The following is a 14,044-nucleotide window of genomic DNA, read 5'->3' as shown; positions in this document are numbered from 1 at the left end:
ATTCAGCGGCGCAAAAAAAGGGGCTGGCGGAAACGCCAGCCCCTTTTGCTTTGGTACCGCGACGTTGAGGTTCGCTGCGCTCACCTCAACCTGCGCTGTTTCTTTATATTCCGCGTCGCGATTACGGCGTGCAGGTCTTGCCGTGGTCGCCATGGAAGCCCTTGGCCTTGGCGTCGGCTTCGCTCATGTACGAGCCCTGCTTGGTCTTGCCGTACCACTTGTCGCTCGGGCAGTGATAGACCTTGCTGCTCGAGTTGACCCACACCATGCCCGGGCCGCCACCCGGCGCCGCGGCGGCCGGCGGTGCCGGCGGCATCTTCTTCGTCGCGGGAGCGGCGGCAGGCGCTGCCGGCGCCGGCGCCGGCGCCGCGGCTTGCGGAGCGGGTGCCGCGGCAGGTGTGGCGGCCGGAGCTGCCGGAGCGGCGGCGGGTGCGGTCGCGGCCGCGGCATTCGCCGCCGCATACCACTCCTTCACGCCCTTATGGCCGGAGCAAGCCCCCTTCTTGGTGGCATGGTCGGTATACGAACCATCCTTGCATTGGCCGGTGGAACCGGCCGGCGCGGACGCCTGCTGCGCGAACGCCGCGGACCCGGCCAGCAGACAAGCCGCAAACACCGCCATCGAAACGAACGATTTCATTTCCACTCCCTCCAACGCGAATGACTTTCCATTGCCTTCACGGCGGCTGCACCGATGCGCCCGACGCCGCGAAGCCCAGTGCGCCGACCGGCGCACGCGGCGCGACTATGCATCAAAAAAAAGAACGCGCCATGCCCTGCGGCAAGGCGCGTTCATCTTTCATGCTGCCGTTTCGCAAGCTTTTACGGCGCGGCTTTAGCCGGGTTTAGCTTGGCGTCGGGGCGGGCGATCGCATACATCTCCCAGGTGATCTTCTTGAGCAGCGCGATGCGGTCGCCGCCTTCCACGTAGAGATCGAAATGCGTGCGGTCCGGCACGAAGCGCACCTCCGCCTTCGCGTGCAGGCCATCGAGCACCGCCTTCAGGCGATGCGCCGCGCCATCCAGATAGAAAGTGTCGGCCGTGCCGATGATCAGGTGGATCTTGCCGTCCAGGTCCGGCTTCAACGCCGGCCATTCCTTCTGCAGGCGATGGGCGATGTCGTAGTGGTCGATCCAGTACGTCGCTACCGCCGGATCCACCACACCGGTATCGCGGTCGAACATCGGCTGCGGACGTCCATCTTCACCACGCGGGGAGAACACCCACTCGAACGAGGCGATCTGGCCGCCGTACGGACCGAGCACGCGTTCGAGCCGGGAGAACTGCTCGAAGGTGGCCAGCACCTTGCCCTTGTCGCGGATCAGCGGGTTGGCCGATCCGTCCGGCTTGCGGTAGGCGTTGGCGTTCGGTGCGTACAGATCGACGCCGGTGAAATCGTGGAAGTCGCTCGGGTCCGGCGAGGTGGACCAGGTACCGCCGAAGATCTTCGGGTAGCGCGTCTGCAGCCACAGGGTGGCCCAGCCGCCGGAGGAATGGCCGTTGAGGAAGCGCCCCTGCGCCTTGCCGTCCATGCGGTACTGCTTCTCCAGCGAGGGAATCAGCTCTTCGGTGAGAGCCTTGCCCCACGGGCCGTTATTCACCGAGTCGGCGAATTCGTGCGTGCCGGTGGGACTGGACTCGTCGAGGAACACCCAGATCATCGGCGGCATCTCGCCTTTGCTCATCGCCACGTAGCTGTTGACGATCGGACCGTACAGACGATCGCCACCGCCACCGAAACCGTGCGTGTAATACACCACCGGATAGCGCTCGCCCTTCTTCGCGTCGTAGTCCGGCGGCAACAGCACCCAGCCGCGCATATGGATCGGACGTCCCCAGAATGCCGACAGCGCGGGACTGACGACATCGATCGCCTTCGCGTGTTCGCGCGTCGCGGGCAAGGCGTCGCGCAACGCCTGCGGCGCGGAAGGCGGCAAGCTCCACGCCTCGCGCGCCGGGAGCGTCCTGGCCAGCTTCAGCGCGGGCAGGTCGGCCGTCGGCAGATGCAGCGGCGTCACCTCGCTGACCACATCGCCCGCACCGCGTCCGCCGTAGTTGTAGTTGTGGTTGACGTCGAGCACGGCCTGCATCAGGTAATCGCCAGGCGGCAACTGCGCGAGCGGACCGGGAAAGGCCAGGTCGTCCGGATCGAGCGTCACCGTGTCGCCGGGCGCCAGGCGCGTCACTTCACGCGCGGCTACCAGCGTCTGATCCGGATGCAGCGGATCGATGTCGACTTCGTCGACCTTGCCGTCCTTGGCCTGCGCCTTGGCAGCGTCGGCGCGAGTGACGAATAGCAGCAAGCGGCCGCCGACCGGCGCGTTCTGCGCGCCGCCCAACTCCACCGGAACGTAGTGATGCGCGCGCGGCGCATCGTTGCGCGCCTGCGCGGTGCCGCCCAGGAGCGCGAAGCTCAGCAGCGTGGCGGCGACGGAACGGCGAAACAGCATGACAGTCTCCCCTGCGCGGAAGCCGGAGCAAAAAAGGCGGCGCGGGCTTCCGTCGCGCCGCCGTGCGTGAATCAACCTTCTTTCGCGTTCTTCACCGGCGCCAGGCGCAGGTCCTGGAAATCGAAGCTGAAATCGGTCAACGGCGAGATCGGCTCCATGCGCACTTCGCGGATGACACCGTCGGCGTCCAGCGTGAAGGTGACGAAAGCGTCCGCGTTCAACGAGCGGTCGTCCCAGCGCACGATGAAGGTGTCGTGCTGCCACGGCGTCATCGTACCCACCAGCTGCGGCGTCTTGCCGAAGCGCAGGCGCAGCTTGCCACCTTCCTGCGCGACGATGACGTCGCCGTACCACGGATCGCGGTAGGTGCCGGCGTACTTGGCCGGCGCCAGCGACAGCTTGCCGTTCTTGTCGCGCGCGGCTTCGTGTTTCTTCCAGCTGTCGTCGGCCTTGGCTTCGGACTTCTTCACGGCAGCGGCATAGGCGGCCGTCCAATCGGTCTTGTCGCGGCCCATGTACGCATCGAGCACACGGTAGGTCACCGCGTTGAAGGCCGCGCCGGATTCCTGATTGGTCAGCACCACCACGCCGAGCTTCAGTTCCGGCACCAGGGTGAGGCGCGAGACCATGCCCGGCCAGCCGCCGGTGTGCCACACCAGGCGCTGCCCGCGATAGTCGGTCAGGAACCAGCCCTCGCCGTAGCCGGCGAAGTTGGGCTTGACGGCGGCCAGTTCCGGCACGGGCGGCTCGCCGATCTTCATCGGGGTGAGCATCGACCACATCTGCTTCTGGCTGTCTTCCTTGAACAACCGCCGCTCCTTGCCGTCGGCGCCGTCCGGCAGGCGTCCGCCGGCGAGCTGCGCGTTCATCCACTTGGCCAGGTCGTGCACGCTAGCGTAGATGCCGCCGGCGCCGGGATTGTTGACCCACGCCATCGGCGGCACGGGCTTGAGATCCTTGAAATCGAATTTGGCGTGGCCCATGGCCACGTCCATGCCCGGCTTGAGGTAGGTCATGTCGACCAGCGATTCGTCCATGCCCGCCGGCGCGAACAGATGCTCCCGCACATAGTCCGCGTAGCTCTGGCCGGACGCTTCCTCGATCACCAGCGTGGCCACGGCGAACAGGATGTTGTCGTACGCATACGCGCTGCGGAAGCTGGTCGCCAGCGGCACCTCGCGCAGGCGCTGCACGACTTCCTTGGTGGTGTACTTGGTCGGCGGCCAATACAGGAGATCGCCGGCGCCCAAGCCGAGGCCGCTGCGGTGCGCGAGCAGATCGCGGATGCGCATCTCGCGCGTGACGTACGGATCGGACATCTGGAACCACGGCAGATGATCGATCACGCGGTCGTCCATCTTCAGCTTGCCCTGCTCGGCCAGCTGCTGCAGCGCGGCGGCGGTGAAAGCCTTGGTGTTCGAAGCGATGGCGAACAGCGTGTGCGCATCCACCGCGCCGGGCTTGCCGGTTTCTTTCTCGCCGAAACCCTGCTCCAGCACCACCTTGCCGTCCTTGACGATGGCCACCGCGATGCCCGGCACGTCGAACTGTTTGCGCACGCCGTCGACGTAGGCGGGGAAGTCCTGCAGCTGCGCGGGCAGCGCGGCCGTTCCGGAAGCGGACAGTGCCATCTCCGGCGCCGAATCCGGCAGGGCGAAGGCCGGGGCGGCCAGGATGGACAACGCGGCGCAGCAGGCCAGTGACAGGATTCGCGGCGACATCAACGGGCTCCAGCGTTTCGAAGCGGCCAACTATCGCGGCAAAGCCCGCGCCGCGCCAGCGCTGGAAGTCATCCGGCCCAGGCACGGCCTCGACGGAGCGCCGCCGAGTCCGGATGATGGCCGCTTTCGCCGTGACGCCTTGGATGACTGCATGTTCTTGAGCCCGGACTGGATCGCCGCCCACGCCCTGTCGCTATGGATACTCGTCCTGCTGTTCGCACTGCTCGCCGCCGACCTGGCCTGGCAACGCAGCGCGCGGTTGCGCGTCGCCGCGCAGGCCGGCCGGCGCCTTGCGCCGGTGATGCGCCGCCACACCGGTTTCGCGCTGGCGCTGGTGCTGCTGGTGGTGTTCGGCGGCATCGCCTACGCGATCGGCGTCGGCCAGCCGGGCACGCTGGCCGCATTCGACGGTGCCCTCGCCGAGCAGCTGCGTGCGCACTTGCCTCCCGCGGTGCTGCGTGCGCTTGCCATGTTCACCCAGCTCGGCGGCACGCCATGGGTGGCGACGATGGCGACCCTGACGCTGCTGGTCCTGCTGCTGCGTCGCGAATGGGGGCTGGCCGGCGTATGGGCGATCGCTCAGATCGGCATCATGCCGCTCACCAGCGGTATCAAGGCGATCGTCGAGCGCCCTCGCCCGCTGCACGACCACGGCTTCGTCACCGAGGCCGGCTGGAGTTTCCCCAGCGGCCATGCGCTCGGTTCGGTGGTGTTCTACGGCATGCTCGCCTATGTGCTGCTGCGCCTGCTGCCGCCGCGCTGGCATCGCGCGGTGATCGCCGGTGCGATGCTGCTGATCGGCGGCATCGGCATCAGCCGTATCTTGTTGCAGGTGCACTATTTCAGCGACGTGATGGCCGGTTACGCCTTCGGCACGCTCTGGCTGTTGCTGTGCATCGGCATGGCGGAAAACCTGCGCCTGCGCGCCGCGGCCTGAATCGCGAGCGTGGCGTCAGCGTGAGCTCTTCGCTCGCCCATCCAGCCATGGTGCGAGCGACACCGACCAGATGTTCTCGCTCGCGTTGTCCCACGCCTGCATGCGCGCCAGATCGCGCTCGGCCTGCTCCGGCGTACGCGGGTAGCTCACCTGCTCGGAGCGATGGCTGCTGAAGTAGAGCGTGCGGCCATCCGGCCCCAGGTGCGAACCCCATGGGTCGCCGACATTCACCGTATCGCCCAGGTCGATCGGCACGCCCCAGCCATTGCCCTCGCGGAACGCGATGTAGAGACGGTCGGGCTTGCCTTTGCCGGCGAAATCCGCGTCGAACACGATGAACGACTGGTCCGGCGCGATGGCGGGATCGAGCTTGTGCGCCGCCGAATCGCCCAGCGCCACCGGCTCGGGCGACTGATAGGTGCCGTCCTTGTACTGCGTGCGATACAGGCGGAATTCGTCGTCGTCGCCCGGTCGCTGGAAGTACACGCTGCCGTCGGCGGCAATACTCGGCGCATACGTGCGCGAGCTGCTGTTGACCGCATCGGGCAGCCGCACCGGCTCGCCCCAGCCGTCGCCCTTGCGGTCGACGCGCCACAGGTGTCCGCCGGCGCCCGGCTGCACCTTGCCGCTGGCCATCACCGCATCCAGCGCCTTGCCGCCGGGCGTGTCGGGGCGGTTGGACGTGAACACGATGAACGATCCATCCGGCGCAATCGCCGGGTCGTGATCCAGCCACTGCCCGGAGAACGGCGCGATCCGCGGTTCCGACCAGGCATGGCCGATCTTGTGCGACTCCAGGATCACCGCGTTGGGCCAGCTGATGCGGTCGAAGAATACGGTGTGGCCATCGGGCGAGAATGCCACCGAGTCTTCATTGGCCGGACCTGAAATGACACCGGGGGCGAAGATTTCCGGGAGTGGCTCCCGCGTCTCGGCCATGGCGGATGCCGCCATGCACAGAGCCGACGACAGCAAGGCGCAAGCAAGCGGCTTCATGGATGACCTCGGTGGGGCGCCGGACCGGCGATGCGCCTGGATACGCTTCGCCGCGCGCGCCGGCGCGTGCCTGAAGTCACGACCGGCGATTCACGTTGCCCCATGGCATGATGGCCCGCCGCGCAGCGCCCACGACCATGCCGATGGACGATCTCTTCAGCCAAGCCAGCCCTCGCGCCGAACGCATCCGCGTCGGCATCGGCGGCTGGAACTATGCGCCCTGGCGCAAGAACTTCTATCCCGACGGCCTGCCGCAGCGGCGCGAACTGGAATACGCCAGCCGCCACCTGCGCGCGATCGAGATCAACGGCACCTACTACGGCGCGCAGAAGGCCGAAACCTACGGCCGGTGGGCGGCGGAAACGCCCGCCGGTTTCATGTTCTCGCTGAAGGCCCCGCGCTACGTCACCGAAGGCAAGCGCCTGGCCGCCGCCGGCAAAGGCATCGACGGTTTCGTGCACGGCGGCCTGGCGGAGATGGGCGATCGCCTCGGCCCGCTCCTGTGGCAGCTGCCGCCGTCGCGACCGTTCGATGCCGACGACCTGGCCGCGTTTCTCGACCTGCTGCCACGCGAATTGAACGGCGCCCCGCTGCGGCACGTGCTGGAAGTGCGTCACCGCAGCTTCGTCAGCGACGCCTACGTGACGCTGGCGCGCGCACATCGCATCCCCACGGTGTACACCGACTCGCCCGACTATCCGAACCTCGCCGATCTCACCGGCGATTTCAGCTACGCACGCCTGATGCGCAGCGCGGACGAGATCGCCACCGGCTATACGAATGACGCGCTGGATACCTGGGCCGAACGCGCACGACGCCTGGCGCAGGGCGAGGATCTTCCGGAACTGCCGCATGCAGCCGACCCGCTGCCGAAACAGACGCCCCGCGACGCCTTCATCTACTTCATCAGCGCAGCCAAGCATCGCAATCCGGCCGCGGCGATGGCGCTGCAGGAAAGAGTCGATCGGCCGTAAGTTGGAGTGAGCCGAAGGCGAACCTCAATGTTCGCCGCCCTCAAGATATCTGCCGTGGTGGGGTTCGCCTTCGGCTTACCCCAACCTACGCGACCGCCGGATCATGCTTCCGCCAACGCCTCCCGCACCTCGGCCACCATCTCATACGACCGCCGCCGCAGCGCATGGTCGAACACATTCGCCGTAATCATCAGCTCATCCGGCCGATGGCGCCCGATGAACGCCAGCAACCCCTCGCGCACCATGCGCGCATCGCCAACCACCGAGCACGCCAACGCACGCTCCACGCCAAACTTCTCCGTCGGCGTCCAGTAACTCTCGATATCGTCGATCGGCGGCGGAATCAGCCCCGGCATCCCACGACGCAGATTGATGAAACTCTGCTGCTGCGTCGTGAACAACCGCCGCGCTTCCGCATCGCTTTCGGCCGCCACCACATTGATGCCCAACATCGCGTGCGGATGCGCCAGCCGCGCCGACGGACGGAAGTCGCGCCGGTACAGCGCCAGCGCCTCGTCCATCGCATCCGGCGCGAAATGCGAAGCGAACGCGTACGGCAAACCCAGCGCCGCGGCCAGGCGCGCGCCGAACAGGCTCGAACCGAGAATCCACACCGGCACGTCGATGCCCGCGCCGGGCACCGCGCGCACGGGCTGGCCAGGTTGTGCCGGCTCGAAGTACATCAGCAGCTCCTGCACGTCCTCGGGGAAGGCCTCGGCGCTTTCGTAATAGCGGCGCAGCGCTCGCGCGGTCGGCTGATCGGTACCGGGCGCGCGACCCAGCCCCAGGTCGATGCGGCCGGGATACAGCGAAGCCAGCGTGCCGAACTGCTCGGCCACCTGCAGCGGCGCGTGGTTGGGCAGCATGATCCCGCCGGCGCCCACGCGGATCGTCGACGTGCCGCCCGCGATGTGGCCGATCAGCACCGAGGTCGCCGCGCTGGCGATGCCAGGCATGTTGTGGTGTTCGGCCAACCAGTAGCGCTGATATCCCAGACGCTCGGCCAGGCGGGCCAGATCGAGGCTGTTGGCGAAAGCCTGGGCCGGCGTATGACCTTGGGTGACCGGTGCCAGATCTAGGACGGAAAACGGAATCATGGGGCTTCCTTCACGAACGAAGCCTTTCATCTGGGGACGCTTGCGGCCATTCCCAGCCCCATCGGTACAGAAACTGTGCCGCGCTCGGCAGTACAGAAAATCGGCCTTACAGATTTCGCCCGGGCTGCCGATAACCCCCACGGGAGACCGTATTGCGGTTATCGGGGGAACCACACGATGCAATGGCTAAGGCGCTTCTTCGCCGCCCGGCCCGCTGCCGTCGCGCATCCGGCAACGCGCACGCTGTCGGACTGGCCTCCGCCGTCGCGCACGCCTTCCGCTCGCGCCATCGCGGCGCCATCACCCATCGCAGCCATGCCGCATGCGGACCTCGATGCACTGGCCGGCCGCTTCCAGCGCTTCATGCTCGGCTTGCCGGACGGGCGCCCCGGCGCCAATGCCGGCGAAGCGGCGCTGCTGCGACGCTTGCAGATCGTCGCCGAGCGCTTCGACGTGCGCAGCCTGCCACGCCTGCCCGCGGTGTTGCCGCAGCTGCTGCACGCGCTGAAGAACGACGACGTCGCCGGTGCGGAACTGGCGCGGCTGGTCGGCCGCGACCCCATGCTGGTCGGCGAGGTGATGCGGGTCAGTCGCAGCATCTATTACCGCACCTTGCATTCGATCCAGAGCCTGCAGCACGCCGTGGTGCTGCTCGGCCAGGACGGCCTGCGCCGCGTGGTGACCCAGCACATGATGAAGCCGATCCTGCAGGCCAGTGCCGGCGCGCATGGACTGGTCGCGGGCCAGCGGCTGTGGGATCACGCCGAGCGCTGCGCGCAGGCCAGCGCTTTTCTGGGCAAGTTCGCCGGCTGCGATGCGTTCGCCGCCTATCTCGCCGGCGTGGTCAGCAACACCGGCACCGGCGCGGTGATCCACTTGCTGAGCATGGAAGACGTCGATACACCGGAAACCCTCAGCCCTGCCTTCCTGGAAAGCTGCGCGCGGCTGAGCGCGCAACTGACGCTGCGTGCGGCGCGGCACTGGGAACTGCCCGACACGGTCATCCAGGCTCTGCTGGAGCACGCGCAGGAGGAGACGCCGGACACCCCCACGCCGCTGGGCCGCACGCTGCACGTGGCGCACTATCTGTCGATGGCGCAATTGCTGAGCGACCACCGCGTGATCGATACCTGCCCCGATCTCAGCCAGGCCTGGCCGGATCGTTTCGCGCCGGCGCAGGTAGCGCGCTGCCAGCAGGATCTGCAGCACCAGTTCGGCGCCGCGACGCGCTAGGGCTTTGCGTCCGGATGGCGCTTCAGCCAGGCGGCGAGCTCCGCCTTGTAGCGCTCCAGCGCTTCCTCATAGAGATCGTAAACGCAGGGTACGCAACCCTCGCCGCAGCAATCGAGCGCGTCCGGCTCGATCGGCTTGGCCGGACGCGGATCGTCGGAAGGCATACCCCCTTCCGACGCATGCTGGCCGGTTTCCTCTGCCAAGGCTCAGCCCGGCTTGCGGAAGCGGTACACGAACTGATCGGTGCGACCGCGGATCGACTTGTCGAAGACCTTGATGTTGTGCGGATCGGCCGGGTTGCGCAGCAGATCGCTCTCGCCGTCGAACACGAAGCCGGCGGCTTCGACCTGCTTGCGCACGATGGCCGGGTCGATGCGGTGCAGCGTGTCGACATCGCGCATGCCCGAACCGGCTTCCGCCACATGGTCGACGATCACGTACACGCCGCCGGGCTTGAGCGCGTCGAACACCTGCTTGTTGAGCACGGCCGGATCGATGCTGCCCATGAACTTGTCCGGATAGTCGTGGTAGTTCTGCGAGGTGAAAACGACATCCGCCGGATGCGGCACGCTCAGCTGATTGGCTGGCTGCAGCAGCACGCTGACATTCTTGTAGTGCGGCTGCGCCGCCAGCGTCTTGGAAGCCTTCACGTCCGACTCGGCTTCCTGCGCGTACTCGTTCGGCCACACCGCATAGACATGCCCGTTGCTGCCGACGGCGGCGCTGAACAGTCGCGTGAAATAGCCGCCGCCGGGAATCAGATCCACCACGCTCTGCCCAGGCTTGACCTGCGCGAACGCCAGCAGCTCGCCGCCTCTGCGGCGCGCATCGATCGCGGCATCCGCCTTGCGTGCCGGATCGGCGAGCGCGGCGGAAATATTCGAGGGCACGGCGGCGCCGGCCGGCTTCGGCGCCTGCGCGGCGGCTGTGAGCGGCAACGCGAGGGCGATCAACGCAGCGAGAACGGTCTTACGCATGACGGAACTCCGCGGAAGGTTGGGTGCGGCATTGTGCGCCGACGCGCGCGCGCGTGGCGGCGTGACTTTCGGCATCCCCGTCAGGAAGGCGGCAACGTCCAAGCCTGCAGGGTCTGGTAATCCCCTCGTCCGACCACGCTGTGAATCAGCGCCAGCCGCGTCACCGGCCAGCGGATCGGCTCGATCGGCGTGGACGGCAGCATGCCGCCGCGGCTGTAGCCGAGGGTGACGTGCGGGGTGAAGACGCGCGACAGGTGCGCGCCCTGCCCGGCGCGGATCAGGCCTTCGCGCAACCGCTCCCACAACTCGCCCAGCGGCGCCGGCACGTCGGTGGAACGCAGCACGCACGGCGGCTCGCGACCGTGGAACGTGGCAACGTAGTCCAGCGCCCAATCGAATGCCGCGCCGCGCAGCCCATCGCCCGCCTGCTTCGCCGCGCGCACGATGTCATCACGCAGCATCGGATAGTCGCCGAGAAAATGCATGGTGGCGTGATAACGCGTCGGCGCCACCCAGCGGGCGCGCAAGCCTGGATGCCCGGCCTTCAGCGCGTCGGCGGCGCGGGCGAAGGCAACGCTCGTCGCCTCGTCCGGCATCAGCGCGAAGAACAGGCGATGGGTCTGCGCCGGTTCGGCCTGGCCGCCGAGCAGATCCAGCTGGGGAGCGTCAAATACGTGCGGCATCGTGGCGGTCGTAGACGTGCATGGCGCGCACCTTAGCGCATCGGCGCGCACCGTACGCGGCAATAACAACAAGCCCACGCAACCATCACCCGCCCAGGCGAAAAATAAGCTTGGAAAAGCCCCGCTATGCGGCGGCGACCTGGACGACCGCCGCGCGGCAAGCCGCCCGACGGCGGCGGGAGGTCGTCATGAAAAACCGCTGCGTCTTCAGCACCCCGGACGTGAATGCCGCGCGCGCCGCCATGCAGGCCGCGCGGGATGCCGGCATCGATGACAACGACATCTGCCTGGTGGCACGCGACGATATCGAGCTGGCGCAGATCCCGGACCACCGCATGGCCGGGCGCACCGATTTCGTGCCGTCGGCGCTTCGCGGCGTGGCCTGCGGCGGCGGTGCCGGCCTGATGCTCGGCCTGGTCGCCGCGGCGGTGCCGCCACTGGGCGTGCCGCTGGTGACCGCCGGCTTCGCCGCGGTAGCCGGTGCCGCGGTGGGCGGCTGGACCGGCGCGCTGATCGGCAGCGAAGTGCCGGATGTGATCCACCGGAAGTTCTGCGGCGAACTGGCCACCGGCCACATCCTGGTCGTGCTGGACGGCAGCAAGGATCAGCTCGAAATGGCCGAGCCGGCGGTGGCGCGCACCGGCGCCACCATGCTGCCGTTTCATGCGCACACGGCGCTGACTTGAGTCAGTCGGCCTCGCCGGTCGCGGCTTCCGCCACGTGAGAGCGCTTCTGGCGCAGCGTCGCCTGCGCCAGCAGCAGCGCCATGATCGAGCAGACGGCGATGCCACCGAGCATCGGCCGCGCGCTGCCATCAAGGAAATGCCCCAGCACGGCGATCACGCATGCGCCGGTGGCGAACTGGAACGTGCCCAGCAGCGCCGAGGCGGTGCCGGCGATCTTGCCGTGGTCCTCCAGCGCCAGCACCGCCGAGCTGGGCATGACCAGGCCCAGGAAACCGTAGCCGACGAACAGCAGCGCCATCATCACGCCGAGGTTGTCCACGCCGGCCAGCTGCAGCCCGAACAGCCCCACCATCACCACGCAGTAGCCCACCACGGCGGTGCGCACCAGACGCGCCAGCCCGTACCGCTTGCCCAGCTTGCCGGTGAACTGCGCCGCTCCGATGAAGGACACCGCATTCACCGAGAACGCCATGCCGTACAGCATCGGCGACAGTCCGTAGTGATCGATCAGCACGAACGACGAATTGGCGACATAGGCGAAGAAACTGGCCACGCCGAACGAACAGATGAAGACCAGGCCCAGATAGTGCCGGTCGCGCAGCAGAGTGCCGTAGGCGCTAAGCGCGCTGGCGAAACTGCTGTTCACGCGCGCCTCGGGCGGCCGCGTTTCCTTCAGCGCCGTCGCCGCCAACACCAGGCCGAGCGCAGCCGCGCCGGCCACCGTCCAGAAGATGCCGCGCCAGCCGGCCAGCTTGATCACCAGGCTGCCGGTGAGCGGGGCGAGAATCGGCGACACACTGAACACCAGCATCAGCAGCGACATCAGGCGCGCCGCGTCGTGGCCGGTGTGCATGTCGCGCACCACGGCGCGCGGCACCACCATGCCGGCACAGGCGCCCAGGCCCTGCACGGCGCGGAACAGAATCAGCGTATGCACGTCGTTCGCCATCGCGCAGCCGATGCTGCCCAGACCGAACACGACCAGGCCGAAGTAGATGGGCAGCTTGCGCCCGACCATGTCCGATACGGGGCCATAGACCAGCTGGCCGAGGCCGACCGCGCCGAAGAAGGCCATCAGGCTCATCTGCGCGGTGTCCACGTCCGTGTGCAGTGCCTCGCGGATGGTCGGCAGCGCGGGCAGATACATGTCGATGGCGAAGGGGCCTATCGCCGAAAGCAGGCCGAGAATCAGCGCCGCCCCGAAGAACCGGGATTGCATGGGGGTATGTCCTTGCGATGGGAGACCGGCCTGGCGGGCGGTCGGGCCGGCGTGCGCGGAAAATGCGGATGCCGACGGAGGGGTGAATTATTGAACTAATGAGTTCTTGAATTCAAGCCCGCTGTCAGCGCCACCTTGCGTGGCGCTGACTTCCTTCACTCTACACGAGATCGCCTTCAACCGTGCACGGGGCCGTGCCCGACCAGCGCGGCACGGATCTCGCGCAACCGGGCCTTCAGTTTCGCCGCATTGTCCGGCCCCATCCGCAGTAACAGCTTCTGCCCCGCCGAGAGTCCCTGCAGCGAAGGATCGGCGAACTGGTAGTACGTCTCCGTGCGCACCAGCGCGATCGGCTGCGGCACGGCCGGCGTGGCGAGCATGTCATCGATCGCGGCGACCAGCCGGTCGTTGAAGTAGCCGCGCGGATAACCCAGCTCGCGATACGCCTGCTGGAACAGCGGGTAATAACGCACATACCAGGCGATGGCCTGCCCGGCATCCACCGCATCGACCACGCGCATGTACGGCGCGTAGCGCTCGGCATTGCGCGCCGCGATCGTCGCGCCCGTGGCCTGCGTGTCCGCCGCGAACGCACCGGCGGGCGTGCGCAGCGGCAGGATGCGTGTGGCGACGCCACGGCGCGGCAGCGCATCCACCGTGGCGACGATGCGCGGAATAATCTGTTGCCGCAGGAGCAGACCGGCGAGATCGTCGCCGCCCAGCCGCGCCAGTTCGTCCGCCACCATACCGTCGCTGCCGCCGAGAGCGGGCAGTGGCGCGGTGGAAGCCGGCGCCGGAGCGGCATCCGCGATGGGGTGGCGGATCGCCGATGCGGCCGCCGCGGGCGCGGCGGAAGTCGCCGCAGAAGCCGGCGCCGGCGCTTCCGCGGCAGGACCTTGCAACCCCTTGCGCCAGAGGAACACGCCCGCTGCGATCGCGCCCGCCACTACGACCACGGCCACCAGCCACGCGCCGAACGAAGTCTGTCGATCTTTCTTCACTGCACCATCCTCGATCTTCACTGCCAGTGAGATGAGACTGGCCGATGTCCCGATGGTTCATCCCGTCGG

General features: G+C 67.7%; 14 protein-coding genes and 1 pseudogene. 4 read left to right on the top strand and 11 right to left on the bottom strand.

What is annotated here, in order from left to right; genetic code table 11:
• Positions 1-80 precede the first annotated feature (80 nt).
• The 4 genes and pseudogenes from ACNR9O_RS05135 to ACNR9O_RS05120 all read right to left on the bottom strand — a co-directional run bounded on the left by ACNR9O_RS05135 (position 81) and on the right by ACNR9O_RS05120 (position 4,172).
• A complete protein-coding gene (locus tag ACNR9O_RS05135; RefSeq protein ID WP_473700706.1) occupies positions 81-263 on the bottom strand; it encodes a hypothetical protein in 183 nt (60 codons plus the stop codon).
• Positions 264-472: 209 nt separating this feature from the next.
• Positions 473-622: pseudogene (locus ACNR9O_RS05130) on the bottom strand (DUF3761 domain-containing protein); the annotation flags it as partial.
• Between the two features lie 200 nt (positions 623-822).
• Positions 823-2,451, bottom strand: coding sequence for an alpha/beta hydrolase (locus tag ACNR9O_RS05125; RefSeq protein WP_473682339.1), 1,629 nt, complete (start codon positions 2,449-2,451; stop codon positions 823-825).
• A 71-nt stretch (positions 2,452-2,522) separates the two neighbouring features.
• On the bottom strand, positions 2,523-4,172 hold the full coding sequence (locus ACNR9O_RS05120) for a serine hydrolase (RefSeq protein ID WP_473682340.1): 1,650 nt from the start codon (positions 4,170-4,172) through the stop codon (positions 2,523-2,525).
• 151 nt (positions 4,173-4,323) lie between these two features.
• Between ACNR9O_RS05120 and ACNR9O_RS05115 the strand changes: the two genes are divergently transcribed.
• Entirely contained in the window at positions 4,324-5,109 is a 786-nt protein-coding gene (locus ACNR9O_RS05115; RefSeq protein ID WP_473682341.1) for a phosphatase PAP2 family protein, read from the top strand.
• Between the two features lie 15 nt (positions 5,110-5,124).
• Here ACNR9O_RS05115 and ACNR9O_RS05110 read toward each other — a convergent pair whose 3' ends face one another.
• The gene (locus ACNR9O_RS05110; protein ID WP_473682342.1) at positions 5,125-6,105 is read right to left on the bottom strand and encodes a TolB family protein; all 981 of its coding nucleotides are present in this window, start codon (positions 6,103-6,105) and stop codon (positions 5,125-5,127) included.
• Between the two features lie 143 nt (positions 6,106-6,248).
• Here ACNR9O_RS05110 and ACNR9O_RS05105 point away from each other — a divergent pair, with 143 nt between their 5' ends.
• Entirely contained in the window at positions 6,249-7,079 is an 831-nt protein-coding gene (locus ACNR9O_RS05105) for a DUF72 domain-containing protein (protein ID WP_473682343.1), read from the top strand.
• Between the two features lie 101 nt (positions 7,080-7,180).
• On the opposite strand, the gene ACNR9O_RS05100 is transcribed toward ACNR9O_RS05105, so the two are convergent.
• The gene (locus ACNR9O_RS05100) at positions 7,181-8,176 is read right to left on the bottom strand and encodes an LLM class flavin-dependent oxidoreductase (protein ID WP_473682344.1); all 996 of its coding nucleotides are present in this window, start codon (positions 8,174-8,176) and stop codon (positions 7,181-7,183) included.
• 177 nt (positions 8,177-8,353) lie between these two features.
• On the opposite strand from ACNR9O_RS05100, the gene ACNR9O_RS05095 reads away from it, so the two are divergent.
• The gene (locus tag ACNR9O_RS05095) at positions 8,354-9,409 is read left to right on the top strand and encodes an HDOD domain-containing protein (protein ID WP_473682345.1); all 1,056 of its coding nucleotides are present in this window, start codon (positions 8,354-8,356) and stop codon (positions 9,407-9,409) included.
• Here ACNR9O_RS05095 and ACNR9O_RS05090 read toward each other — a convergent pair.
• From ACNR9O_RS05090 to ACNR9O_RS05080, 3 genes are all read right to left on the bottom strand, one after another.
• Positions 9,406-9,573, bottom strand: coding sequence for an oxidoreductase-like domain-containing protein (locus ACNR9O_RS05090; protein ID WP_473682347.1), 168 nt, complete (start codon positions 9,571-9,573; stop codon positions 9,406-9,408). The two genes, ACNR9O_RS05095 and ACNR9O_RS05090, sit on opposite strands and share 4 nt — an antisense overlap.
• Positions 9,574-9,615: 42 nt before the next feature.
• Positions 9,616-10,386, bottom strand: coding sequence for a class I SAM-dependent methyltransferase (locus ACNR9O_RS05085; RefSeq protein ID WP_473682348.1), 771 nt, complete (start codon positions 10,384-10,386; stop codon positions 9,616-9,618).
• Between the two features lie 80 nt (positions 10,387-10,466).
• On the bottom strand, positions 10,467-11,069 hold the full coding sequence (locus tag ACNR9O_RS05080; protein WP_473682349.1) for a 2'-5' RNA ligase family protein: 603 nt from the start codon (positions 11,067-11,069) through the stop codon (positions 10,467-10,469).
• A 188-nt stretch (positions 11,070-11,257) separates the two neighbouring features.
• Here ACNR9O_RS05080 and ACNR9O_RS05075 point away from each other — a divergent pair, with 188 nt between their 5' ends.
• Positions 11,258-11,755 (top strand): hypothetical protein, encoded by a 498-nt coding sequence (locus ACNR9O_RS05075; protein ID WP_473682350.1) that lies wholly within the window; start codon positions 11,258-11,260, stop codon positions 11,753-11,755.
• A 1-nt stretch (position 11,756) separates the two neighbouring features.
• On the opposite strand, the gene ACNR9O_RS05070 is transcribed toward ACNR9O_RS05075, so the two are convergent.
• A complete protein-coding gene (locus ACNR9O_RS05070) occupies positions 11,757-12,974 on the bottom strand; it encodes a multidrug effflux MFS transporter (RefSeq protein WP_473682351.1) in 1,218 nt (405 codons plus the stop codon).
• A gap of 176 nt (positions 12,975-13,150) precedes the next feature.
• Complete coding sequence (locus tag ACNR9O_RS05065; protein ID WP_473682352.1) at positions 13,151-13,975, bottom strand: DUF3014 domain-containing protein; 825 nt, start codon at positions 13,973-13,975, stop codon at positions 13,151-13,153.
• Positions 13,976-14,044 lie beyond the last annotated feature (69 nt).

Source organism: Dyella sp. CR10 (assembly GCF_055814425.1).
Note: the sequence above shows the minus strand (reverse complement) of the source record. Positions and strands in the feature narration are given on the sequence as shown.

Excerpts from the sequence above, each read along its gene's own strand:
- ACNR9O_RS05125 (WP_473682339.1), bottom strand. The coding sequence starts at position 2,451 with ATGCTGTTTCGCCGTTCCGTCGCCGCCACGCTGCTGAGCTTCGCGCTC.
- ACNR9O_RS05120 (WP_473682340.1), bottom strand. The coding sequence starts at position 4,172 with ATGTCGCCGCGAATCCTGTCACTGGCCTGCTGCGCCGCGTTGTCCATC.
- ACNR9O_RS05115 (WP_473682341.1), top strand. The coding sequence starts at position 4,324 with ATGTTCTTGAGCCCGGACTGGATCGCCGCCCACGCCCTGTCGCTATGG.
- ACNR9O_RS05110 (WP_473682342.1), bottom strand. The coding sequence starts at position 6,105 with ATGAAGCCGCTTGCTTGCGCCTTGCTGTCGTCGGCTCTGTGCATGGCG.
- ACNR9O_RS05105 (WP_473682343.1), top strand. The coding sequence starts at position 6,249 with ATGGACGATCTCTTCAGCCAAGCCAGCCCTCGCGCCGAACGCATCCGC.
- ACNR9O_RS05100 (WP_473682344.1), bottom strand. The coding sequence starts at position 8,176 with ATGATTCCGTTTTCCGTCCTAGATCTGGCACCGGTCACCCAAGGTCAT.
- ACNR9O_RS05095 (WP_473682345.1), top strand. The coding sequence starts at position 8,354 with ATGCAATGGCTAAGGCGCTTCTTCGCCGCCCGGCCCGCTGCCGTCGCG.
- ACNR9O_RS05090 (WP_473682347.1), bottom strand. The coding sequence starts at position 9,573 with ATGCCTTCCGACGATCCGCGTCCGGCCAAGCCGATCGAGCCGGACGCG.
- ACNR9O_RS05085 (WP_473682348.1), bottom strand. The coding sequence starts at position 10,386 with ATGCGTAAGACCGTTCTCGCTGCGTTGATCGCCCTCGCGTTGCCGCTC.
- ACNR9O_RS05080 (WP_473682349.1), bottom strand. The coding sequence starts at position 11,069 with ATGCCGCACGTATTTGACGCTCCCCAGCTGGATCTGCTCGGCGGCCAG.
- ACNR9O_RS05075 (WP_473682350.1), top strand. The coding sequence starts at position 11,258 with ATGAAAAACCGCTGCGTCTTCAGCACCCCGGACGTGAATGCCGCGCGC.
- ACNR9O_RS05070 (WP_473682351.1), bottom strand. The coding sequence starts at position 12,974 with ATGCAATCCCGGTTCTTCGGGGCGGCGCTGATTCTCGGCCTGCTTTCG.